23 protein-coding genes and 1 pseudogene are annotated in these 20,852 nt (G+C 70.0%); 14 read left to right on the plus strand and 10 right to left on the minus strand.

The window, feature by feature from the left end; all coding sequences use genetic code 11:
- Positions 1–36: 36 nt before the first annotated feature.
- The 6 genes from ACZ6CL_RS09425 (at position 37) to ACZ6CL_RS09450 (ending at position 4,124) form a co-directional block, all read left to right on the plus strand.
- Entirely contained in the window at positions 37–690 is a 654-nt protein-coding gene (locus tag ACZ6CL_RS09425; protein WP_468933182.1) for a TetR/AcrR family transcriptional regulator C-terminal domain-containing protein, read from the plus strand.
- Between the two features lie 4 nt (positions 691–694).
- The gene (locus tag ACZ6CL_RS09430) at positions 695–2,038 is read left to right on the plus strand and encodes a CoA transferase (protein WP_468933185.1); all 1,344 of its coding nucleotides are present in this window, start codon (positions 695–697) and stop codon (positions 2,036–2,038) included.
- Positions 2,039–2,134: 96 nt separating this feature from the next.
- Positions 2,135–2,581 (plus strand): nuclear transport factor 2 family protein, encoded by a 447-nt coding sequence (locus ACZ6CL_RS09435; RefSeq protein WP_468933187.1) that lies wholly within the window; start codon positions 2,135–2,137, stop codon positions 2,579–2,581.
- A 3-nt stretch (positions 2,582–2,584) separates the two neighbouring features.
- The gene (locus ACZ6CL_RS09440; RefSeq protein WP_468933190.1) at positions 2,585–2,992 is read left to right on the plus strand and encodes a hypothetical protein; all 408 of its coding nucleotides are present in this window, start codon (positions 2,585–2,587) and stop codon (positions 2,990–2,992) included.
- Between the two features lie 53 nt (positions 2,993–3,045).
- Positions 3,046–3,546 carry a GNAT family N-acetyltransferase gene (locus ACZ6CL_RS09445; RefSeq protein ID WP_468933193.1) on the plus strand — a complete coding sequence of 167 codons (501 nt, stop codon included), beginning with the start codon at positions 3,046–3,048 and terminating at the stop codon, positions 3,544–3,546.
- Between the two features lie 41 nt (positions 3,547–3,587).
- Positions 3,588–4,124 carry a GNAT family N-acetyltransferase gene (locus ACZ6CL_RS09450; protein ID WP_468933195.1) on the plus strand — a complete coding sequence of 179 codons (537 nt, stop codon included), beginning with the start codon at positions 3,588–3,590 and terminating at the stop codon, positions 4,122–4,124.
- Between the two features lie 100 nt (positions 4,125–4,224).
- On the opposite strand, the gene ACZ6CL_RS09455 is transcribed toward ACZ6CL_RS09450, so the two are convergent.
- On the minus strand, positions 4,225–5,709 hold the full coding sequence (locus ACZ6CL_RS09455; protein WP_468933198.1) for an oxidoreductase: 1,485 nt from the start codon (positions 5,707–5,709) through the stop codon (positions 4,225–4,227).
- A 55-nt stretch (positions 5,710–5,764) separates the two neighbouring features.
- Between ACZ6CL_RS09455 and ACZ6CL_RS09460 the strand changes: the two are divergent.
- A pseudogene (locus tag ACZ6CL_RS09460) lies at positions 5,765–5,887 on the plus strand (IS5/IS1182 family transposase); the annotation flags it as partial.
- 38 nt (positions 5,888–5,925) lie between these two features.
- Here the strand turns inward: ACZ6CL_RS09460 and ACZ6CL_RS09465 are convergent.
- The 3 genes from ACZ6CL_RS09465 to ACZ6CL_RS09475 all read right to left on the minus strand — a co-directional run bounded on the left by ACZ6CL_RS09465 (position 5,926) and on the right by ACZ6CL_RS09475 (position 7,006).
- Positions 5,926–6,246 carry a hypothetical protein gene (locus ACZ6CL_RS09465; protein WP_468933200.1) on the minus strand — a complete coding sequence of 107 codons (321 nt, stop codon included), beginning with the start codon at positions 6,244–6,246 and terminating at the stop codon, positions 5,926–5,928.
- 186 nt (positions 6,247–6,432) lie between these two features.
- On the minus strand, positions 6,433–6,690 hold the full coding sequence (locus ACZ6CL_RS09470; protein WP_468933203.1) for a hypothetical protein: 258 nt from the start codon (positions 6,688–6,690) through the stop codon (positions 6,433–6,435).
- 145 nt (positions 6,691–6,835) lie between these two features.
- Positions 6,836–7,006 (minus strand): transposase family protein, encoded by a 171-nt coding sequence (locus tag ACZ6CL_RS09475; protein WP_468933360.1) that lies wholly within the window; start codon positions 7,004–7,006, stop codon positions 6,836–6,838.
- On the opposite strand from ACZ6CL_RS09475, the gene ACZ6CL_RS09480 reads away from it, so the two are divergent.
- Positions 6,971–7,099, plus strand: a complete 129-nt coding sequence (locus tag ACZ6CL_RS09480; protein ID WP_468933376.1) for a hypothetical protein — start codon at positions 6,971–6,973, stop codon at positions 7,097–7,099. The genes ACZ6CL_RS09475 and ACZ6CL_RS09480 overlap by 36 nt on opposite strands.
- A gap of 76 nt (positions 7,100–7,175) precedes the next feature.
- Here ACZ6CL_RS09480 and ACZ6CL_RS09485 read toward each other — a convergent pair whose 3' ends face one another.
- The 6 genes from ACZ6CL_RS09485 to ACZ6CL_RS09510 all read right to left on the minus strand — a co-directional run bounded on the left by ACZ6CL_RS09485 (position 7,176) and on the right by ACZ6CL_RS09510 (position 13,131).
- Complete coding sequence (locus ACZ6CL_RS09485) at positions 7,176–8,030, minus strand: carbon-nitrogen hydrolase family protein (protein ID WP_468933205.1); 855 nt, start codon at positions 8,028–8,030, stop codon at positions 7,176–7,178.
- A 185-nt stretch (positions 8,031–8,215) separates the two neighbouring features.
- Entirely contained in the window at positions 8,216–8,596 is a 381-nt protein-coding gene (locus ACZ6CL_RS09490) for a hypothetical protein (protein WP_468933208.1), read from the minus strand.
- An 83-nt stretch (positions 8,597–8,679) separates the two neighbouring features.
- On the minus strand, positions 8,680–9,372 hold the full coding sequence (locus ACZ6CL_RS09495; RefSeq protein ID WP_468933211.1) for an MOSC domain-containing protein: 693 nt from the start codon (positions 9,370–9,372) through the stop codon (positions 8,680–8,682).
- Positions 9,373–9,417: 45 nt separating this feature from the next.
- Positions 9,418–10,614, minus strand: coding sequence for an acyltransferase family protein (locus ACZ6CL_RS09500; protein WP_468933213.1), 1,197 nt, complete (start codon positions 10,612–10,614; stop codon positions 9,418–9,420).
- Positions 10,615–10,711: 97 nt separating this feature from the next.
- Positions 10,712–12,154 (minus strand): polysialyltransferase family glycosyltransferase, encoded by a 1,443-nt coding sequence (locus ACZ6CL_RS09505; RefSeq protein WP_468933215.1) that lies wholly within the window; start codon positions 12,152–12,154, stop codon positions 10,712–10,714.
- Positions 12,154–13,131 carry a glycosyltransferase family 2 protein gene (locus tag ACZ6CL_RS09510; RefSeq protein ID WP_468933217.1) on the minus strand — a complete coding sequence of 326 codons (978 nt, stop codon included), beginning with the start codon at positions 13,129–13,131 and terminating at the stop codon, positions 12,154–12,156. The genes ACZ6CL_RS09505 and ACZ6CL_RS09510 overlap by 1 nt, the downstream gene beginning before the upstream one ends.
- A gap of 187 nt (positions 13,132–13,318) precedes the next feature.
- On the opposite strand from ACZ6CL_RS09510, the gene ACZ6CL_RS09515 reads away from it, so the two are divergent.
- The 6 genes from ACZ6CL_RS09515 (at position 13,319) to ACZ6CL_RS09540 (ending at position 20,752) form a co-directional block, all read left to right on the plus strand.
- Positions 13,319–14,698 (plus strand): DUF6716 putative glycosyltransferase, encoded by a 1,380-nt coding sequence (locus tag ACZ6CL_RS09515; RefSeq protein ID WP_468933219.1) that lies wholly within the window; start codon positions 13,319–13,321, stop codon positions 14,696–14,698.
- A 32-nt stretch (positions 14,699–14,730) separates the two neighbouring features.
- Positions 14,731–15,930, plus strand: coding sequence for a cytidylyltransferase domain-containing protein (locus tag ACZ6CL_RS09520; RefSeq protein WP_468933220.1), 1,200 nt, complete (start codon positions 14,731–14,733; stop codon positions 15,928–15,930).
- Entirely contained in the window at positions 15,931–16,869 is a 939-nt protein-coding gene (locus ACZ6CL_RS09525) for an N-acetylneuraminate synthase family protein (protein WP_468933222.1), read from the plus strand.
- Between the two features lie 167 nt (positions 16,870–17,036).
- The gene (locus ACZ6CL_RS09530; RefSeq protein WP_468933363.1) at positions 17,037–18,152 is read left to right on the plus strand and encodes a hypothetical protein; all 1,116 of its coding nucleotides are present in this window, start codon (positions 17,037–17,039) and stop codon (positions 18,150–18,152) included.
- 210 nt (positions 18,153–18,362) lie between these two features.
- On the plus strand, positions 18,363–19,586 hold the full coding sequence (locus ACZ6CL_RS09535; protein ID WP_468933366.1) for an amidohydrolase: 1,224 nt from the start codon (positions 18,363–18,365) through the stop codon (positions 19,584–19,586).
- Between the two features lie 134 nt (positions 19,587–19,720).
- Positions 19,721–20,752 (plus strand): BMP family lipoprotein, encoded by a 1,032-nt coding sequence (locus tag ACZ6CL_RS09540; RefSeq protein ID WP_468933225.1) that lies wholly within the window; start codon positions 19,721–19,723, stop codon positions 20,750–20,752.
- Positions 20,753–20,852 lie beyond the last annotated feature (100 nt).

Consider the following 20,852-nt stretch of genomic DNA (forward strand, 5'->3'; position numbering starts at 1 on the left):
CAAGGGGGGTAGGGCTGAGCTGGGAGGATGAACCGCATGGCGACAACGCGACTGGACCGGGACCAGGTGGTGGACACCGCGCTGCGGCTGCTCAACGAGGTGGGCCTCGAAGGGCTCACGCTGCGCCGGATCGCCAAGGAGCTGAACGTCCAGGCGCCCGCCCTGTACTGGCACTTCAAGAACAAGCAGGCGCTGCTGGACGAGATGGCCACCACGATCTTCCTGCGGCTGGCCGAGGAACCGGCGGACCCGGACGAGGCCACGACCTGGCAGGGACGTCTCCTCAGCTCCCAGCGCGCCCTGCGCCGCGCCCTGCTGCGCTACCGCGACGGGGCGAAGGTCTTCAGCGGCACCCGCTTCACCCGCACCGACCACGCCGTCTCGATGGAGGCCCATCTGCGCGTCTTCGTGGCGGCGGGCTTCACCCCGGGCGCCGCGGCCCGCGCCTCGTTCATCGCGTACGCCTTCACGCTCGGGTTCGTGATCGAGGAGCAGGCGGTCGAGCCGATGGCGGGTGAACGCACCCCCGGCTACGACGTCGAGCAGCGCGCCGACCTCATCGGCCCCGATTACCCCCTCGCGGGCGCCGTCGGCGCGGACCTCTTCCAGGACTACGAGGCCCGCTTCGAGGAGGGGCTGCGCACGATCGTCGCGGGCATCGAGGCCACGCTCGGCCCGGCGGCACAATGACCGCATGACGAGTACTGGGGAAGATGCCGCGACCGCCCACGCCTGGGCGTCCCTCGGCGGCCCACCCGCCCTCGCCGAGCGGATCACCTACACCCCGGCGGGCCCGGTCCTCCCCGCCCGCCTGCCGGTACGGCAACTGGCCCGGGCCACGGTCGGGGTGTGCTCGCTGGCCGCCGCCGAACTGGCCGCGCGGCGTGGTGGCGTCGGGGTTCCCGCCGTACGGGTGGACGAGGGCGCGGTCGCCACGGCGTTCGTCAGCGAACGCCATCTGCGCATCGACGGCCGCCGCCCCACCACCTTCGCCCCGCTGTCCGGCTTCTGGCGCACGTCCGACGGCTGGGTACGCACCCACGCCAACTACCCCCACCACCGCGCCCGCCTGCTGACCGCCCTGGGCCTTCCGGAACACGTCCGCCCGGATGCCCTCGCCGCCGAACTGGCACAGCGCCCGTCCCGGGAGATCCAGGAGACGGCGTACGCGGCGGGCGCCCTGGCTGTGGCCGCCGTACCCCCAGGGGAGAGCGAAATCCCCCTGACCGGTGTGCCATTGGTGGAGGCGCGGCGGATCGACGACAGCCCCCCACACCCCCTCCCCGCAGCGGCGCTGCCCGCCGAGGGGATCCGCGTGCTCGACCTGACCCGGGTGATCGCGGGCCCCGTCGCCACCCGCACCCTGGCCCTCCTGGGCGCGGACGTGCTGCGCGTCGACTCCCCACACCTCCCCGAGGACCCCGACGCCCACGCCGACACCGGCTTCGGCAAGCGCTCGACCCGCCTGGACCTGGCCGACCCCCACGACCGCCGCACCTTCGACGAACTCCTCGCCCAGGCCGACGTCGTGGTCACCGCCTACCGCCCCGGCGCCCTCGACCCCTTCCTCACCCACCACCCCGGCCTGATCGTCGCCCAGCTCAACGCCTGGGGCTGGACCGGGCCGTGGGCCACCCGCCGCGGTTTCGACAGCCTGGTGCAGGCCGCCACCGGCATCGCCCTGACCGAGGCCACCGACGACGGCCACCCCGGCGTCCTCCCCGCCCAGGCCCTCGACCACGGCACCGGCTACCTCCTCGCCGCGGCGGTGCTCCGCGCCCTGACCGACCGCGCCGACACGGGTGGCGCCCGCCACCTGCGCTTCTCCCTGGCCGGTACGGCCTCGTGGCTGATGCGCGGCATCACCCCCGCCCCACCCCAGGACGGGCCGTACGCCCCGGAGCACTGGCTGACCGACCGCCCCTCCCCAACCGGCCACCTCCACTACGCCCTCCCCCCGATCACGTACGACGGCGCTCCCCGCGATTGGCCCGACCCACCCGGCCGATGGGGCACCGACACCCCGACGTGGAGGTGATGACCCGGGAGGTAATCGCAGGGCTGCCCCACGCTGTTGAGAATGGGGATCTCTCCGCGTCAGCAGGACGCAGGTTCCCGATCGGAGTGATCAGCCTTGTCGTCAGCCACTGGTACGACCACCCGCGCCGTGGTGGAGGAGTTGCTGCACCGCATCGGCGAGGGCGACCCCGAGCGCATCGCGGAGCTGTACGCCGAGCGGGGCGACTGGAAGCTGGCCTGGCCGGAGGCCGAACACGGCCGTACCGCCACCCCGTGGATCCGCCACCGCTCCACCCGCGCCGACGCCGCCGCCCACTACCGCGAGCTGGCCGAGCACCATGTGCCCGGGCAGGCGGCCACCGAGATCGAGCGCATCCTCATCGACGGCGATGACGCGGTCGTGTTGGGCGAGATCCGCCAGACCGCCCGCCCCACCGGCCGCGCCTACCGCGCCCGGTTCGCTCTGCACCTCACCATCGAGGATGGCCTGGTCACGCGACACCACGTCTACGAAGACAGCCTCGCCGTCGCCCAGGCCTTCGACGCCGGGAGGGCCGACTAGCTATTGCGGTCCGTCCTCGACATCCCCGTCTTCCAGGCCGCGCTGCTGGCGCTGCCGGGAGCCGTCGTGCTCACCACGACCTGCATCGTCACCCCCGTGATCGTGGACCGCGTTGGGAAACGCGCGGTCCTGCTCGTCTGCCACGTCTCCATCGCGGCCGGGCTGCTCCTTCTGCTGCCTACCAACATCACCGGCGGGATCGGCTCGATGGAAGTGGAGCCCGACGGCCGCCGGACTCGTCAGGTGGAGCTGTCCGAAGACGGAACCGCCGTCCGCAGCGGCCCCGAAGACTGGCCGTCCAACACGCCGATCGTTGACCACTACGACCCGGCCCTCGCGGACCAAGAGATCACCCGGACCGAGTTCGAGGAACACTGGGCGAGGGCCCGCCAAGCGGACGCTGAGCTATAGGTCCAGATCGCATGACGACCCGGCAGTTGTCACGGTGTCGATAGGGTGCCGCCATGCCGTATCCGCCGATGTCGCTCCGACTCGAAACCGCTCGGCTGATGTTGCGTCCGTGGACCGAGTCCGATGTCGACGCCCATCGCGAGCTGGTCGCCGAACGGGGCGATGGCATCCCGTCGATCGAGCACAACCGGCGGATGATCGAGGATCAGCGTGCTGCGTCGGCCCTGACGGGCGTCGCTCTGCTGGCTGTCATTCGACGTGATGTGGGCGACTTCATCGGGTACTGCGGGCTCACCGTCGGTCGGGCTTCCGCCGATGAGCCCGAGATCGCGTACGAGCTGTTCCGGCGCGTGCACGGCCAGGGCTTCGCGACCGAAGCGGCTTCCGCGGTGCTCGATGCCGCCATCGCGACCGGACGGCAGCGGCTCTGGGCGACGGTGCATCCCGGGAACGCGCCGTCGTTTCGCGTCCTCGACAAGCTTGGGTTCAAGCGCGACCACGTAGCGGACGATGACCGTGGCGAATTCGTATGGCTCACCCGATCCCTTCCGTAAGCGGCGCGTCGCGGCCTACCCGGGCCGCTAGCGTGCCCAAGGTGACTGAAGCAGACAACGACGAGACAGTGACACTCCGCCCCGTACGAGAGGACGATCTCCCCGTACTGGAAATGTTCCTGACCGACCCCGAGGCCGGTGGCGAATTCCAGTGGTACGGCTGGCCGGACCAGAAGCGCTACCGGCGCCGCTGGTCGGAGAACGGCCTGCTGACCGATGACGGCGGACAACTCATGGTGACGACGGGCCCTGACCGCCACGGAGTTGTGGCATGGCGAAAGATCACCGTCTCGGCCGTCTCCTACCACTGGAACATCGGAATCCAACTCCTGCCACCGTCCCGCGGCCGCGGAATCGGCACCCGGGCCCAGCGATTACTCGTCCACTACCTATTCGCCCACACCCCCGTGGTCAGAATCGAGGCGGATACCGAGCGCGAGAACGTCGCGGAGCAACGCGCACTGGAGAAGGTCGGCTTCTACCGCGAGGGAGAGCTACGAAGCATCACCTTCCGGAACGGCCAGTGGCGCGACGGCGTGCTCTACAGCGTGCTCCGCGAAGAGTTCTCCAGCGCATGAGAAGCCCGGGGCCGGGCACCGCCCGGCCTAAGGGCTGTCCCGTAAACATCTGTCACTTGAGAGATGATCAAGATCACGGAGCGGGTCAGGTCCTGGCCTGTCAGTTCCTGTTCAGGGTGCGGGACACGCCAGCGACGACAGCTGTGGTGAGGAGCCAGCCGACGGTGATCAGTAGGTATGACAGCCACTGTGTCGCCCCTGTCCAGTGCCATGCGCTGCGCTGGCCGAAGTCGCCGATGGGGAAGAGCAGGTCGATGGTGTAGATCAAGGGATTGAACGGATTGCCCTCTCCGGGCTTCGTCTGGATCGGCGAGCGGGCGCTGAACACCAGGGTGCCGAGCAGGCAGAGTGTTGTCATCCACAGGGCGGCCAGCCAGGGGCGATAGCCGTACCCGACGGTGGTATCGAGCAGGTATCCCCACACCCGTCCGGTTGAGTTCAGGGTGCGGCGGCGGTGGCGTTGCTTCTCCAATAGCACCCTCCGGGCGGCGTCGTCGTGGCCAGCCTGGCGGTAACAGGCAGCAAGTTGCTCGTACGGCTGCGGAGCGTAGCCGGGGTTCCGGCGGATCCACGCCAAGCGGTGGGCCACGTCGTCCTGCGGGCATGCCCTGTCGGGGCGGAGGGAGCCGTAAACGAAGCCATCCATCCGTACCTCCTTGGGCCAGCTCTGCTCGCGGTCGTGCAGAACGGTGGCTCTGGCACCCTGAAGGTCCACCGCTCCCGCTGGCGGCGCGGAAAGGGAGAAGTCGAAGGTCCCCACTTGCATTCCCACGCCAAGCAGCGCCGTGTCGCTGCCGCCGAGGTTGGCTCTCTCCAGGGTCAGCAGGTCCGATATCTGAGCACCCCGGATCCGCAGGGCTCCTGCCGCGCTGAACCCCTGGGACATGTCCACCACTGGAGCTGTCACGTTGTCCGCGATCAGTGCCACGCCGCCAGGGTTCTCCAGACGTGCGCCCTGCATGAACAGGCCACCGGACAACTGTGCACCCGGCAGCCGTACCCCGCCCCGCGCGGTGAATCCGTCCCGGCAGTAGATGCCGCCGCCCATGGCCAGGCCCCCAGCCCACACCGCCCATTCCCCAGGCGCCAATATCAGCGTCCCGTCCATGTTCAGTTCCCCGGCTACGTGAGCATTCATGAGGGAAAGTCGGCCCGTTTCCATCACAGACCCGTCCAGGTCGAGGTGGCCGTCGATGCGGGCCAGTTCGGCCTCCACTCCGGGGATCCAGCTGCCCGTGATCCGGACCGTGCGGGTCGATGCGGCGTAGAGACTGACCTCCTGCGCCAACCGGCATTCCCTCAGCCAGAGCAGGTGGCTGATTTCCGCACCGGCCAGATCGAGACGGCCAATAATGAGCGCGCCGGCGAGGCGCAGGGAGGCGACACTGCTAGACGGTTCCGTGTTGCCGCCCAGCAGAAGGGCAGCCATCGCCTCGGCACGGACCGTGCGCTCGGGCCCCCATTGTGCTCCCCTGGCGGGATCGTCGTCCTCAGGCGTCCCAGTGCGCAGATCCACCCACCGCCCTTCGGAGAAGGAATCCCACAACGCACGCTCAGCCGCAGTCAGTTCGTCGTAGGTCAGCACCGCTACAGGTTACGGCTGGTTCATGACCGCTGTATGCGAGTGAAATGATCTCGTTGTGGCTGGTGTGATTACGGCGTTTGAGCCGTCCTGGATATTCCCGTTCACCGGGATGAGTCCGCGTCAGTTCGGTCAGCTGATCACCGAGCTACGGCACGAGGGCGCGGATCAGGTCCGCAAGCAGGGCTTCGGCATAGTCGCCTGATGTCTTGTTTGTGATCAAGCGATCCCGAGGAGCGCGAGGGGCCGGTGCGCGTCGCGAGCGTTGTGCCTCAGGCCGGCAGCGATGTTGGTGATTCCGGCAAGGCGGAGAGCGCCGATGGCGAGGTTGCGCCAGGTTGCCATGGCGCGGGGTGCGTTGCCGGTGCGGAGTTGGGAGGCGTCTTCGGCGAACGTTGTGTCCCTCACGTGGTGCAGGGCCTCCACCGACCAGTGCCCACGGATGAGGGAGGCGAGCCGCATGGGCGTTGCCTGTCCGGCGGACAGGCTGGTCACGGCGTAGATCGTCTTGACGGTGACCTTGCCGGTCTTGCGGTTCACCCGGCGACGCTTCAGCTGGACAGCCTGACGGGCCTGGGGAACAGGAGGTTGTTGACGGTGCAGACCTTGATCCTCCTGATCTCACCTCGGCCATGTCCGTGCCACGGGTTCGGCCCTGCAAGGGAATCCCGTCCCACGGGAGGGACTTGAGCTGCTTGCGGAGCTTCTTCTGGTTCCCTTTGGCGATCACGATGTAGTGCGCGGATCGCTCGGTGACCAGGTACTCGGCGTGCTCGCGCTGGGTGTGCATGGCATCGCTCGTGACGACCACCCCGGCCAGGTCGGCGACTGTGTCCAGCAGCGGCTGGAGCAGGCAATCTCATTCGTCTTCTCGCCGACGTCCAGCTGCGCCAAGACCAGGCCGCTGAGATGGTCGAGCGCGGCGAGCAGGTAGATCTTGCGGCCATTCGCGCGGGTGGCTCCACGCAGGCTCTTGCCGTCCACGGCGACGCCCCGCGGTCTGCCTGCCGGGAGCTTCTTCGGCTGGCGGTCCGCGAGCCAAAGGCCCACCGCGCGGTCGAGCGCGTCACCATCGATCCGCGCCAGAACGCGACGGATGGCACCTCCCCAGGGATGGGGCGACGTCCCGTCAGGGGATCGCTGCAGACGCCGAGCCTGTCCAGGACATCGGGCGGGGCGTCGCAGGCCATTCGCTTATCGCGAGGAGTGACGTCGCGCCAGTCAGCACCGCGCCGGCCGCGAGTGCGAGGACGAAGACCAGAGCATGGCGCACGCCACGCGGATCGCGTGGGTCGGGCACGTCGGCCAGGCGTCGCAGCAGGCCAGGTTGCTCGGCGAGGTCGGGCTCCCGCTGATCGCGGAGCTGGTCAAGGGCGGGCGGGATCAGGGATGAAGCAGCGGCAGGCACGGTCTTCCAGGGTGATCATGAGGCGTAGACACCCGCGTGATCTTGGATCACCGTGCCTGACTCACAGCCGGACGCCGCTGCGGGAGCGCACCGGGACGCTGAGCGACGGGTCGGCCAGGACCGGCTCTTCTGCCCGGGCTCGCGCCAGGACCCCCGGAAGGAGACTGGCGATGGCCAGGCCAGGTTGGGCGGTGCCGGCGTCGGTGAGCAGAGTTCCGTCCGGGTTCCAAACGGCACTGCCGCCGCAGCCGTAGAACGGGCCGCTGGGCCCGCTGTAATTGGCAAGCAGGACATAGCTGGTGTTGTCCAGAGCTCGCGCAGGAAAGACCGTTGCACGCTGGCGCTCGCCGTTGCCCCGGCCGAACATTGCGCCGACCAAGTACGCGTGACAGCCATCGAGGGCTGCGGCCCTGGCATGCTCCGGATAGCCAGAGTCCCAACAGATCCCGAGCCCGAGACGCCAGCCGTCCAAAATGATGGTGCAACCGCGAATGCCCGCGCCGAAGCCGAAGGCGCGCTCGTTCGGGGTGACGTGCTGTTTGTCGTACTGGGCAGCCAAGCGGCCGTCCCGACCCAGAACCAGAACAGAGATACGCAGCTCCCCGGTCTCAGCGTCGAGCGTGGGTGCCCCGGCTACGACGGCCGTGCGGGTCTCGGCGCAGGCCGCGGCCAGTGGGTCCAGCCGGGAGTCCGCGGGGCTCAGCGTGTAGGTCGCCGGGTCCGCCACGATTCCCGGCAGCTCGTAGCCAGTGAGGAAGAGCTCGGGCAGAACCAACAGATCGGCGCCCTGGTCGCCGGCACGGCGGACCAAGTCAGCGGTGGTAGCGGCATTGGCTACGACATCCAGTGCGGCGCAGGCCGCCTGGCCGGCCACCACGGTAAGCGGGGCAGAGGGCAGGGCATGAAGATCAACCATGACGGGTCAAGCTACCCGAGCAGGCTCGGACGGCGGCATGACGGGCAAACGCCCGTTCCCCGTCCCCCTCGCGCGCATGTAGGTCACCCGGCCTATGCGATCCGGAGGACGCCTGGCGGCCCTCCTGGGCTACGACACCACGTCGCGGCGGGGGGGCATCCCCACCCGCGACGTGGGTTCGTGGGTCAGGCGCGGAACCGGAACTGGTCGACGTCCCAGTGCTGGTTTCCCCGCTCAAGGAAGACCAGGGCGTTCAACCGACCTTCGGCGAAGTTGTAGTCGCAGGTCTTGGACTTGTTCTTGCCGCCCACCTTGCACACATAGGTGTTGTCCGCCGCGGGTCCGAAGACACTGATGGCGAAGCTGCGGCCGTCCGCCTTGAGGTCCTTGACCTTGATCGTGTCGGTGGCCGCGTTGTACGTCACGGAGCCCTGGGAGTACGTCTCGCTCACGTTGGTCGCGTGCATATCGGCCGCACTCGTGCCCGCGCCGACCGTGAGGACGAGACCGAGGGAAGCGGCGGCGACGGGGGCGGCGATCAGGGCCCGGCGTATGGACTTGCGCATATGTGTTGCTCTTTCTGTTGGGCCTCAACTGGCTTGATCGTTCATGTGATCCTGACGGCCGAGGTTGACCGTTCGGTTCCGGCTCAGTGCGTCCGGGGCGTTGCAACAGGGGTGACAGCAGGGGTGGCACCGGCCGTGCGCCTGCGCACCAAAGCCGTGACCTCCACCGGCAGGGCGTCGGCGGCCAGTAGGCGGGGGAGGAGATCCGGTTCGCGGGTCAGGGCGCGGAAGGTCAGGGCGATGGTCACGTCGTGGGCGGGGCGGTGGGCGATCTCGACGGGATCGTTGGCGCGGATGGCTCCGGGGGCTATGACGCGGAGGTAGGCGCCCGGCAGCGCGGCTTCGGTGAAGCGTTTGATCCAGCCGTCGCGCTCCAGCCAGCCCTGGAAGGTCGCGCAGGGGATCCGGGGGCAGGAGACTTCCAGCACCACGTCGGGTCCGATGTGCCAGCGTTCGCCGATCAGGGCGTTGTTGACGTCCACGCCGAGGGTGGTGAGGTTTTCGCCGAAGACGCCGTTCTTCAGAGGGGTGCGAAGCTCGGTCTCCCAGCCGTCGAGGTCCTCGCGGGCGTAGGCGTAGACGGCCTGGTCGGGGCCGCCGTGGTGGGTGACGTCGTAGGCCCGGTCGCCGTCGAGACCGACCGCCCCCGTGCCCTTGGGGCCGGGGGCGGTGACGGTGACCGGGCCGTCGACGGGGCGTTTGTCGATGCCCGTCGCGCTGAGGCCCTTCCATGGATTGGGCCGGGGCTTGCCGACGTTCACGGAGAGCAGCTTCATGAGAGGGACGGTACGGTCCCGACGCGCTGCGGGGCGACGAGTTTTCTACCGAACCTTCGCCGCCGAGAGAGAGCGTTTCAGCACGGGCGTGAGGCGCTGCTCGACGAAGCGGTACAGCAGCCAGGCCAGGGTCAGCATCAGCAGCACGGTCAGGGGGAAGGTCCCGTAGGCCGGGATGCCCAGGCTGCGGTGCAGGTACTGGACGACGACCCAGCCCAGGTGTTCGTGCACCAGGTAGAACGGGTACGTCAGCGCGCCCGCGACCGTCAGCCAGCGCCAGTTGGCCCAGTTCAGCTTGCCGAGCGCGACCAGGGCGACGGCGACGAAGCCGAAGGCGACGATCGCGACGATGCCGAACGTGGACCGGTAGGAGAAGAAGTCCGGGTTCGGGCGGTGCCAGAGTTCCGCGACCGCGTAGTGCTGGCCGATGAGGAAGCTGAGGGCGACGATGCCCCAGGCCGTGGCGTCGTGGCCGTAGCGGTGGATCAGGTAGAGGCCGATGCCGCCGATGAAGAACGGGGCGTAGTTCGGCATCAGGATCAGGTCCAGCAGCGGCTGGTCCGCCGCGTCGGTGATCGCCGCGCCCAGGGTCCACACCGCGCAGAACAGGACCACGCGCTGGCGGGTCGCGCCCGGCAGGACGACGAACAGCGCGAAGAGGGCGTAGAAGCGCAGCTCCGCCCACAGCGTCCAGCACACGCCCAGCACCCGGTCCGCGCCCAGCGGTTGCTGGAGCATGGTGAGGTTGAGCAGGGTGTCGCTCGGCGAGACCGTCTCGAACGCCACCCAGGGGAGCGCGAAGACGACGCTGACCAGCAGGATCGCGGCCCAGTAGGCGGGGAAGAGCCGGGAGACCCGGGAGGCGAAGAAGGAGCGCAGCGGGCGTCCCCAGCCGCTCATGCAGATGACGAAGCCGCTGATGATGAAGAAGATCTGGACGCCCAGGCAGCCGTACGAGAAGTACGGCGAGGCGGTGGGGAAGATCTCGCGCGGGGACGCGCCCCACGCCTCGGCGATCTCCCCGTCGCGGCCGCCGTAGTGGTACGCGGCGACCATGAGCGCGGCCAGCAGCCGCAGCCCGTCCAGGGCGCGCAGCCGGACCGGCTGCCCCTTGCGCCCCGGGGACGGCTGCCCCGGCCCCTGGCCCGGTTCCGGCTGGGACCGTTCCCGCTGGGACGGGACCGCGACGGCGGCCGGGGATATCGGGCCCGCTTCGGGCGCGGGCGGTGCGCCCGCGCTCATGACGCCACCCCCGAGGCGCCGTTCCGTATGTGGCTTGCCCCGTGGTCGGCGGTCACGCCGTTGCTCCTTCGCAGTCAGGGGACGGTGTACGGGCGGGTCAGCCCGTCGCGGCCTTCTTCAGCGCCGCCTTCTTCAGGGCCCGGGCGCGGCGGGCCACCCGCCGTACCGTCTCGTTGCGCGGGATGAAGCCGAGCTGCGACGGGACCGCCCCGGGCAGGGCGAGCGCGGTCAGGCGGCGGCGCTTGAAGTAGCGCCAGGTGTGGGCGTCCAGATGGGCGGCGAGATACCGCTCCGCGGCGGGCCGCAGCTCGGGGTAGATCTTCGCCTGCATGCAGAAGCCCACGGCGGCGACCAGACCGGTCAGCTTCTGGCCGGACCGCTCGTCCACCGCACTGGCACCGGCGCCGGTGCTGGCGGTCACCGCCTTGTGGTCCTCCAGGTCCGGGAGCAGCGCGTCCACGATGGTGACCGGCATCCGGTTGCTGTTCTGGTACGGGGTGAGCCGCTCCAGCAGCACATCGGTGCCGATCCGGGCCACCGGAAGCCCGTAGAAGACGCTCGCGGTGAGCAGCGCGGTGGAGAAGCAGCCGATGACCAGGGCCGGTTCCATCCGCTGGTAGAGCACCTCGGCGAGGACCGGGGTGTCCATGACGGTCAGCTCCGCGCCCAGTTCGGCGGCCTTCTTCTCCAGCATCCGCGACCAGCGCGCCGGGGCGGTGGGATGCGGCTTGAAGACGACGGTGCGGTGGCCGAGCGCGACCGCGCCCCGCAGCATCCGCACATGCAGCTCTTCCTCCTCCTCCGGGGTGAGGATGTCGAGCGCGGAGAGGTACTGGCCCAGCATCAGGACGGGCCCGGCGCCGGTGGCGACCCGCTCGGTCGCGGAGGCGACGGAGCGCGGGGCGGCCTCGCCGATCTCGGCGAGCACCTTGGTGAACGTCTCGGTCGGCAGCACCTCGGCCGGTACCCCGAACTCGGTGAGCAGCAGCGGCTTCAGCCCCGGCACCAGGTCGAGGTGGAGCAGCCTGCGGATGCGGGTGCCGACCAGCGGGTGGAGCTTGTTACGGGTCGGGCCGTAGCTCATCAGCCCGTCGGCGTAGACGTCGATGGGGGCGCCCTGGAACACCTGGGCGATCGCCATCGCCGGGTTGACCTGGATGGACTCCAGGACCAGCTCGATGTCGTCGTCGCCCAGGTTCCACAGCAGCCGCAGATGGCGCTCCCACAGCGGGGCGTCGTCCTGGCGCGGGCCCCAGCCGCCGGGGTGGAAGGGGCTGATGGTCTCGTTCCAGGACAGCACCCGGTCGAAGCGCGGCCGCAGCCGCTCGAAGCCCGGCATGTCGTCGACGGCGGGCGTGGTCTCCGGCGTCGCGGCGTTGTTGCTGACCAGCAGCAGACGGCGGTCGGCCGGGCCGACGCTGCCCGCGTCGATCGCGGCGGCGAGGGTGGCCGCCCCGTACAGGGTGGAGGCCATGAAGATCTGGGTGCGCTTGCGCTCGCCGCGCGGGGTGTACGTCAGGGTCGACAGGGTCGCGGACATCAGGCCGCCACCTCCGCACCCGCGCCGCGACGCTTCGTTCGCCGCAGGCGCGCGGCACGCTCGTAGTCCATGGAATCCAGCGCGTCCTTCAGTACGTCCTGGGGCATGCGCTTCAGCGCAGCCGCCGACATCGAACGGAGCTTGCGGGCCACCTGCGGCTCGAAGCGTTCGATGTTGCCGAGATGGTGGGCAATGATCGCGCAGTAGGTGCGCACGGCCTTCGGCAGCAGGGCGTCCGCGTCGCGGTCCCGTGCCGTTTCGTCGATGACCTGGTCGAACGCGCGGATGAAGTCGAGCTGCCGCACATCGCCGATCTGGGTGAGCGAGGAGGAGACACCGCGCCGGTAGAAGACGCCGTGCATGCCGAGGACGGCGAAGCTGCGCGCCTCGCGGTGCAGCCGCCAGATCCAGGGCCGGTCCTCGGCGGTGCGCAGCCCGTGGGTGAAGTGGAGAAGCCCCTCGTCGGCGAGGCGGCGGTGGTACATGCCCGCCCAGGCGAAGGCGTAGTCGACCGAGGTGGAGCGGTCGGCGGGGAGGATCACCTCCCGCGGGCTCATCACCTGGTCGCGCAGGCCGTGCGGCACCCGGTGGACCGCGCGCTTGCGGCCGGTGCACTGGACGTGGTCGGTGCGGACGAAGTCGCACCCCAGGTCCTCCATGGCGGCGACCAGCTGCGCGTAATACCCCGGGGCGAGCCAGTCGTCGCCGTCGAGGAAGGTGATGAACTCGCCGGTGGCCGCGTCCAGGCCGGTGTTGCGCGCGGTGGCGAGCCCGCCGTTCTGCTCATGACGGATGTAGACGGCCCCCGGAAGCTCGCGCTCGGCGCGCTCGAGGATATCCGGTGTCCCGTCGGTCGCATGGTCGTCGACGAGAATGAATTCGAAGTCCTCGCGTGCGTTCGCACGAAGACTTCTGAGCGTGTCAGGGGCATAGGTCTGCACGTTGTAGAACGGCACGATGACGGAGAGCTTAACCACGCGGGTGACGCTAGGTCGCCGGGCGGCATTCGTCTTGACCGTAGGTGTACTTCAAGGTGAACGAAGAACGTCGGAACGGTTAACCCGCTGCTCCAGCCGGCCGATTCGCCATTCGTCGACGCGCTGTTAACCCTTTGTTGCTTCTGCGTTGGGCCGTGAATCGGAATCCCTTCCTAGCGTCTCCGACGTGTCCTCACGTATCAAATCCCCCGTGCGAGTAGCCGTGCTCGCCGACTCCGACACCCGGTGGAAATGGGGCGCGCTCACCGCGCAGCGCCTCGTCCCCGACAGCTCGGATTCCACGGAAGCGGATTCCGCTGGTTCAGGCCGACGCCTGGACGGCTACCTGCTGCGCGGCCGCGCCACGCCGACCGTCCGGCAGCTGGCCGAGGTCGGGGTGCGTACGGACTCGCTGCGCGAGGTGACGGGCATCGAGTTCATCCGGTCCATGGACCGCGAGCGGTACGACGTGATCGTGCTGTCGCTGGTCGGCGGCGGTGTCCAGGCCATGCTGCACGGTCTCGCGCACGCCTGGGAGGGCGCCACCCGCCGCCCGGTGATCGTCACCGGCTATGTGGGCGTCGTCTACGAGAAGCTCGCCGACGGCCTGCTGCTGCGGCACGGCGCCGATGTGGTGCTCGCCAACTCGCGCCATGACGCGGACCGGTTCCGCGAGGTGTACACCGGCGTCGGCACCTCCGGGGACAGCGTCACCGAATGCGCGCTCCCCTTCCTCGGCGGAGCCCGCTACGACGAGAAGGCCCGGCAGGCGCGGAAGTACCCCGGCGGCACGGTGGTGTTCGCCGTCCAGCCGTCCGTCCCGGACAACCGCGCCGACCGTACGTACCTGCTGCGCCGGGCCGTCGACCACGCGCGCCGCCACCCGGACCGCGAGGTCGTGGTCAAGCTGCGCTCCAAGCCGGGCGAGCACACCACGCACATCGAGGAACTGCCGTACCAGAAGCTGATCGCCAAGTTCGGTGACGGACTGCCGCCCAACTTCCGTCTCGCGTACGGGAACATGGGCGAGGTCCTGGACACCACCGACCTGCTGGTCACCATCAGCTCCACGGCCGCCCTGGAGTCCCTGCACCGCTCCATCCCGACCGCGATCCTCACCGATCTCGGGATCCGGGAGCCGCTGGGCAACCACCACTTCCTGGGCTCCGGATGTCTGGCCTCGTGGGACGAGCTGGACGCCGGATACCGGCCCGAGCCCGACCCGGAGTGGCTGGCCCGCCAGGGCGTGGCGGCCGACGGGTCGTACGAGACCGCCTTCGACACCGCCCGGCACAAGGTCTCCGCCCTGGCCGCAGCCGAAACCCTCCCGGCGCTCGCCCCCTACTACACCCGGGCCACCGCGCCCGGCTATCTGCCCCGGATCCTTCAGCGGTACGGCTTCGAGCCGGACGGCAGCCCCCGGCCGGGCGCCGCCGCCGCGGACGAGGCCGAGGTCAGCGGATTGCGGCGGGCCGTACGCAACACCATGCGGGACGCGGCGCGCGGCGCCTACCGGCATGGCGTGCAGCGCGTGGCCCCGGTCATCCGGCGGATGGGGGAGCTGTGACAGCCACTTTCGAATCCCCTGAAGGAGCCGCCATGCCCGCATCGAGCCCCTGTGTGCTCGCCGTCATCCCCGCCCGCGGCGGGTCGAAGGGCGTGCCCGCCAAGAACCTCGCCGCCGTCGGCGGTGTGCCGCTGGTCGCCCGCGCCATCGGTGAGTGCCGGGCCTCCCGCCTGGTGACCGACGTGGCCGTCTCGACCGACGACGCGGGCATCGCCGCCGCGGCGCGCGGCGCGGGCGCCGTGGTCATCCAGCGGCCCACCGACATCGCGGGCGACACCGCCACCAGCGAGGCCGCGGTCATCCACGCGATGGACGCGTACGAGGCGATGCACGGCACCACCGTGGACGTCGTCCTCCTGGTGCAGTGCACCAGCCCGTTCATCGCCCGCGAGGACATCGACGGGGTGGCGGGCGCGGTCGCCGAGAAGGGCGCCGACAGCGCGCTGACGGTGGCCCCCTTCCACGGCTTCGTGTGGCGCGAGGCCGACGACCCGGCGGAGGACGGCGGCGACGGCGTCAACCACGACAAGTCGTACCGCCCGCGCCGCCAGGACCGCCCCCAGGACTTCCTGGAGACCGGCGCCGCGTACGCCATGGACGCGCGCGGCTTCCGCGAGGCCGGGCACCGCTTCTTCGGCCGCACCGAGCTGGTGCGCACCGACGCCGCCCGGGTGCTGGAGGTCGACGACCCGCACGACCTGGCCCGCGCCCGCGCCCTCGCCCCGCTGCTGGACGCGGAGCGCCCGGGCGCCCTCCCCACCCGCGACGACATCGACGCGGTGGTACTCGACTTCGACGGCACCCAGACCGACGACAGGGTGCTGATCGATTCCGAAGGACGCGAACTCGTCTCCGTGCATCGCGGTGACGGGCTCGGAATCGCCGCTCTGCGCCGAGCGGAGCTGGCGCTGCTGATCCTGTCCACGGAAAAGAACCCGGTCGTCGCCGCACGGGGCCGCAAGCTCCAGGTCCCCGTGCTCCACGGCATCGACCGAAAAGATCTCGCACTGAAGCAGTGGTGCGAGGAGCAGGGCATCGCGCCAGAGCGCGTGCTCTACGTCGGCAACGACGTCAACGACCTCCCGTGCTTCGGCCTCGTCGGCTGGCCCGTGGCGGTCGCAGGTGCGCACGACGTCGTGCGCGGCGCCGCACGTGCGGTCACCTCCACCCCCGGAGGAGACGGCGCGATCCGCGAGATCGCCTCGTGGATTCTCGGAAAGGAACTGTCTTAAGTGAGCTCCAACTCTCGCCTCCGCACCCTCGGCGCGAAGACCGCCGGACCCGGCAACCCGGTGTACGTCACCGGTGAGATCGGCATCAACCACAACGGCGACCTGGAGAACGCGTTCAAGCTGATCGACGCCGCCGCCGACGCCGGCTGTGACGCGGTCAAGTTCCAGAAGCGAACCCCGGAGATCTGCACCCCGCGTGACCAGTGGGACATCGAGCGGGACACCCCCTGGGGCCGGATGACCTACATCGACTACCGCCACCGTGTGGAGTTCGGTGAGGACGAGTACCGCGCCATCTCCGAGCACTGCGCCAAGCGCGGCATCGACTGGTTCGCCTCCCCGTGGGACACCGAGGCCGTCGCCTTCCTGGAGAAGTTCGACGTCCCGGCGCACAAGGTGGCCTCCGCCTCGCTGACCGATGACGAGCTGCTGCGCGCCCTGCGCGCGACCGGCCGCACGATCATCCTGTCGACGGGCATGTCCACCCCGAAGCAGATCCGCCACGCGGTGGAGGTGCTCGGCAGCGACAACATCCTGCTGTGCCACGCCACCTCCACGTACCCGGCCAAGGCCGAGGAGCTGAACCTGCGCGTGATCAACACGCTGCAGGCCGAGTACCCCAACGTGCCGATCGGCTACTCCGGCCACGAGACCGGTCTGCAGACCACCCTCGCCGCCGTCGCGCTCGGTGCCGCGTTCGTCGAGCGCCACATCACCCTGGACCGCGCCATGTGGGGCTCGGACCAGGCCGCCTCCGTCGAGCCGCAGGGTCTCGCCCGTCTGGTGCGTGACATCCGCGTGGTCGAGGAGTCGCTCGGTGACGGCGTCAAGAAGGTCTACGAGAGCGAGCTGGGCCCGATGAAGAAGCTGCGCCGGGTCTCCGGTGTGGTCGCCGAGTCCGAGACCGAAGCCGCCGACCGCGAGCCCGTCTCGGTCTGAGGCTCATCTCCGTGATGCCCCTGGCCGGTCGGACCGGCCCGCGCCCGGAAGCGGCGGGATCCCTCGATTTCTCGGGGGACACCCGCCGCTTCCGGGCCCTGCCCTTGGACGGTGTGATGTCTGTGGACGGTGAGAGGTCTGTGGACGGTGCAACTGTGGACGGTGTGATGTCCGGGAGCGGCGCGAAGAAGTCCGCCACCACCCTCGCCTTCGTCGAAAGCCCGGTGCAGCTCCTCAACGTGCTGGAGTGGGCGTACACGGACGCCCTGCGCGCTCCGGGACCGGATACCAAACCCGCCGACCTCACCGTCGTCGTGCTCTCCCCGCACGATCCGATGACCCGTGGCCAGCTGCGCCGGATGGCCGAGCTGGCGCGCGACGAGGGCGTCACGGTGCGCTGGGAGGACGCGCGGGGCGGGGCCGGTGCCCCGCTGAAGACCATCGGCGGGCTGCGCGGGCCGCTGCGCCGGGCCGCGCGGGTCGTGATCGGGGATCCGTTCTCCCGGTACGTCCAGCTGCTGCTGACCCTCACCCGGGCCAAGGACCTCGTCGTGGTGGACGACGGCACGGCCACGATGGAGTTCATCTCCCAGCTGGCCAACGGGGAGCGTCTGGTGCGCTGGCACCGGCGCGGCACCAGCCGGGGCGCGCGCGACATGGTGTTCGCGCCGTTCTCCGCCACCGCGCGCCGCAAGCTCACCCCGGGCCAGAAGCGCCGGGTCGAGGTGTTCAGCTCGATGCCGGTCGAACCGCCCCCCGGGGTCACGATCACCGCCAACGACTTCTCCTGGACCCGGGCCCGCTTCGGCCCGCCCCGGCTCACCCGCGGCACCGACCTGGTCGGCACGTCCCTGGTGGAGACCGGCGTGGTCGACCTGGAGCGCTATCTGGAGGCGGTCGCGGGGCTCGCCGAGGCCCACGGGGCCACCCGCTACTTCGCCCACCGCCGGGAGAGCGCCGAGAAGCTCAGCCGGGTCTCGCACGAGGTGGGGCTGGAGATCGTACGGCCCGATCTGCCGCTGGAGCTGATAGCGCGCCGGGGCCCCATCGGGCACACCATCGTGAGCTTCCCGTCCACCGTGGTGCACACCCTGCCGCTCGCGCTCGCGGGCACCGAGGTGAAGGTCGCGGTGTACGACGTCGACCCCGCCTGGCTGACCACCGACGCGTCCCCGCGCGCCCAGGGCTTCCTGTCGGGCGTCACCGACACCGCCCGGGACGTCCAGCGGCCCGGTACGGTGCCGCCCGCCGCGGCCCCCGACACCCCGCTCGCCATGTCGTGACGCCCCCTGTCGTCAAAGCCAGGGGGTACCCCATGTGGCGCTTCTCACGAAACGATCACACGCTCGCCAAGAAGCAAAGCTGTATACCCCCTGACTAGGGAGATCATGCACCGGCCGGGGTACTTTCCCGCCCCGAACGGGTTGAAGTTTTGTTGATCGACATTCGCTCCACCCCAAGGTCGTTCTACGCTTCATTGGGTGAAGCAATTGATGTCCCTCGACGAGACCGATGCCACACCTTCCGCCGACGCGGCACTGCCCGGCGCGCTCCCGGATGGGCTGCGCGCCGAACTGATCGCCTTCCGGCGGGACTTGCACATGCACCCCGAGCTGGGCAACTGCGAGTTCCGCACCACCGCCGCCCTCAAGGCGCGGCTGGAGAAGGCGGGCCTTACGCCCCGCGTCCTGCCCAGCGGCACCGGCCTCATCTGTGACATCGGCCCCTGGGACGGGGTGACCCCCGCGCTCGCCCTGCGCGGTGACATCGACGCCCTGCCGATCCCGGACACCAAGACCGTCCCGTACCGCTCCACCGTCGCCGACCGCGCCCACGCCTGCGGCCACGACGTCCACACCACCGTGGTCCTCGGCGCCGGTCTGGTCCTCGCCGAGCTGGCCCGCGAGGGCAGGCTGCGGCGCCCCGTGCGGCTGCTGTTCCAGCCCGCCGAGGAGGTCCTGCCGGGCGGCGCCGCCGACGCGATCGAGGGCGGCGCCCTGGACGGCGTGGGCCGGATCCTCGCCCTGCACTGCGACCCCAAGGTCGAGGTCGGCCGGATCGGACTGCGCACCGGGCCCATCACCTCCGCCTGCGACCGGCTGGAGATCTCCCTCGACGGCCCCGGCGGCCACACCGCCCGCCCCCACCTCACCACCGACCTGGTCACCGCGACCGCCAAGGTGATCACCGAGGTGCCCGCGCTGCTGGCCCGCCGGGTCGACGCCCGCTCCGGCCTCGCCGTCACCTGGGGCCGGGTCGAGTCCGGCCACGCCTGCAACGTCATCCCGCAGCACGCCGAGCTGTCCGCCACGGTCCGCTGCCTGGACCTGCCCGCCTGGCGCGCCGCCCCGGACCTGGTGCACGCCGCGATCGACGAGGTCGCGACCCTCCACCGCGCCAAGTCGGAGATCAACTACATCCGCGGGGTCCCGCCGGTGGTCAACGAGGAGACCTCCACCGAGCTGCTGCGCGACGCGATGGTGGCCCGCCGCGGCTCGTACGCGGTCGAGGACACCGAACAGAGCCTCGGCGGCGAGGACTTCTCCTGGTACCTGGAGAAGGTGCCCGGCGCGATGGCCCGGCTCGGCGTGCGCAGGGTCGGCGACACCACCCGACGCGACCTGCACGCGGGCGACTTCGACGTGGACGAGGGTGCCATCCAGGTGGGCGTCGAGCTGTTCACCGCCGCGGCGTTGCTCGACCGAAACGTCCTGTAGATCCAGTCTTCACGAGAGGTTCGCGACGATCCGATAACGGCTTCGGAGCGGGCCTTTATCTGGGATCTACGCGCGTTACGATGCGGCGGAGCCAGCGCCGCACAGAGGCGCTTCGAGATTCAGAGGGGACCCTCGTGCGCCGGGTATCCACGATAGCTGTCGCGGGCATCGCCACCGCGGCTCTCGCCATGACCGTCACCGCCTGTGGCAGTAGCTCCGAAGAGGGAAGCAAGGACGCCGGCGTCGGCCTCGCCTATGACGTCGGCGGCCGCGGCGACCACTCCTTCAACGACTCCGCCGCCAAGGGCTACGACCGCGCCCTCAAGGACTTCAAGATCAAGGGCAAGGAGCTGACCGCGAAGGACGGCGACACCGACGCCGACCGCTACGACAAGCTCTCCAGTCTCGCCGAGGCGGGCTACAACCCGGTCGTCGGCGTCGGCTACGCGTGGACCCCCTCGCTGGCCAAGGCCGCCAAGAAGTACCCCGACACGGACTTCGGGATCGTCGACTCCGTCGTCGACGCCAAGAACGTCGCCAGCCTGGTCTCCGCCGAGCACGAGGGTTCGTACCTCGCCGGGGTGGCCGCCGGGCTCAAGACCAAGTCCAACAAGGTCGGCTTCATCGGCGGCACCGACAGCGCGCTGATCAAGAAGTTCGCGGGCGGCTTCCAGCAGGGCCTGAAGGACACGAACCCCAAGGCCTCCCTCGACGTCCAGTGGGTCCAGGTCGGTTCGCCCAAGGGCTTCGGCATGCCCGACCGCGGCAAGGACATCGCCGAGGGCATGCTCTCCAACAAGACCGACGTGATCTTCTCCGCGGCCGGCGGCTCCGGCGCGGGCGCCATCGAGGCGACCGGCAAGAAGAAGGGCACCTGGTCGATCGGCGTCGACGGCGACCAGTACTACGACAAGGGCCTGTCCGCGTACAAGAACGCGATCCTGACCTCCATGGTCAAGAACGTGGACGGCTCGGTCTACGACTTCATCAAGAGCGTCGTCAAGGACAAGAAGTCCGAGCACGGCGTGCAGTCCTACGACCTCAAGCGCGGCGGCGTCGGCCTCTCGTACTCCGGCGGCTTCATCGACGACATCAAGCCGAAGATCGAGGCGGCGAAGAAGAAGATCGTCGACGGCAAGATCAAGGTCGCGGACACCTACAAGTAACCGGTCCCCGTCGCCGACCGGGCTCGTCGCCGACGAGTCCGGCCACCGGCGGACCTGAGGGGGCGTGCCCTTGGGCGCGCCCCTTTACTACACGCTCTCG

The sequence above is a fragment of the Streptomyces sp. NPDC041200 genome, from assembly GCF_055591805.1.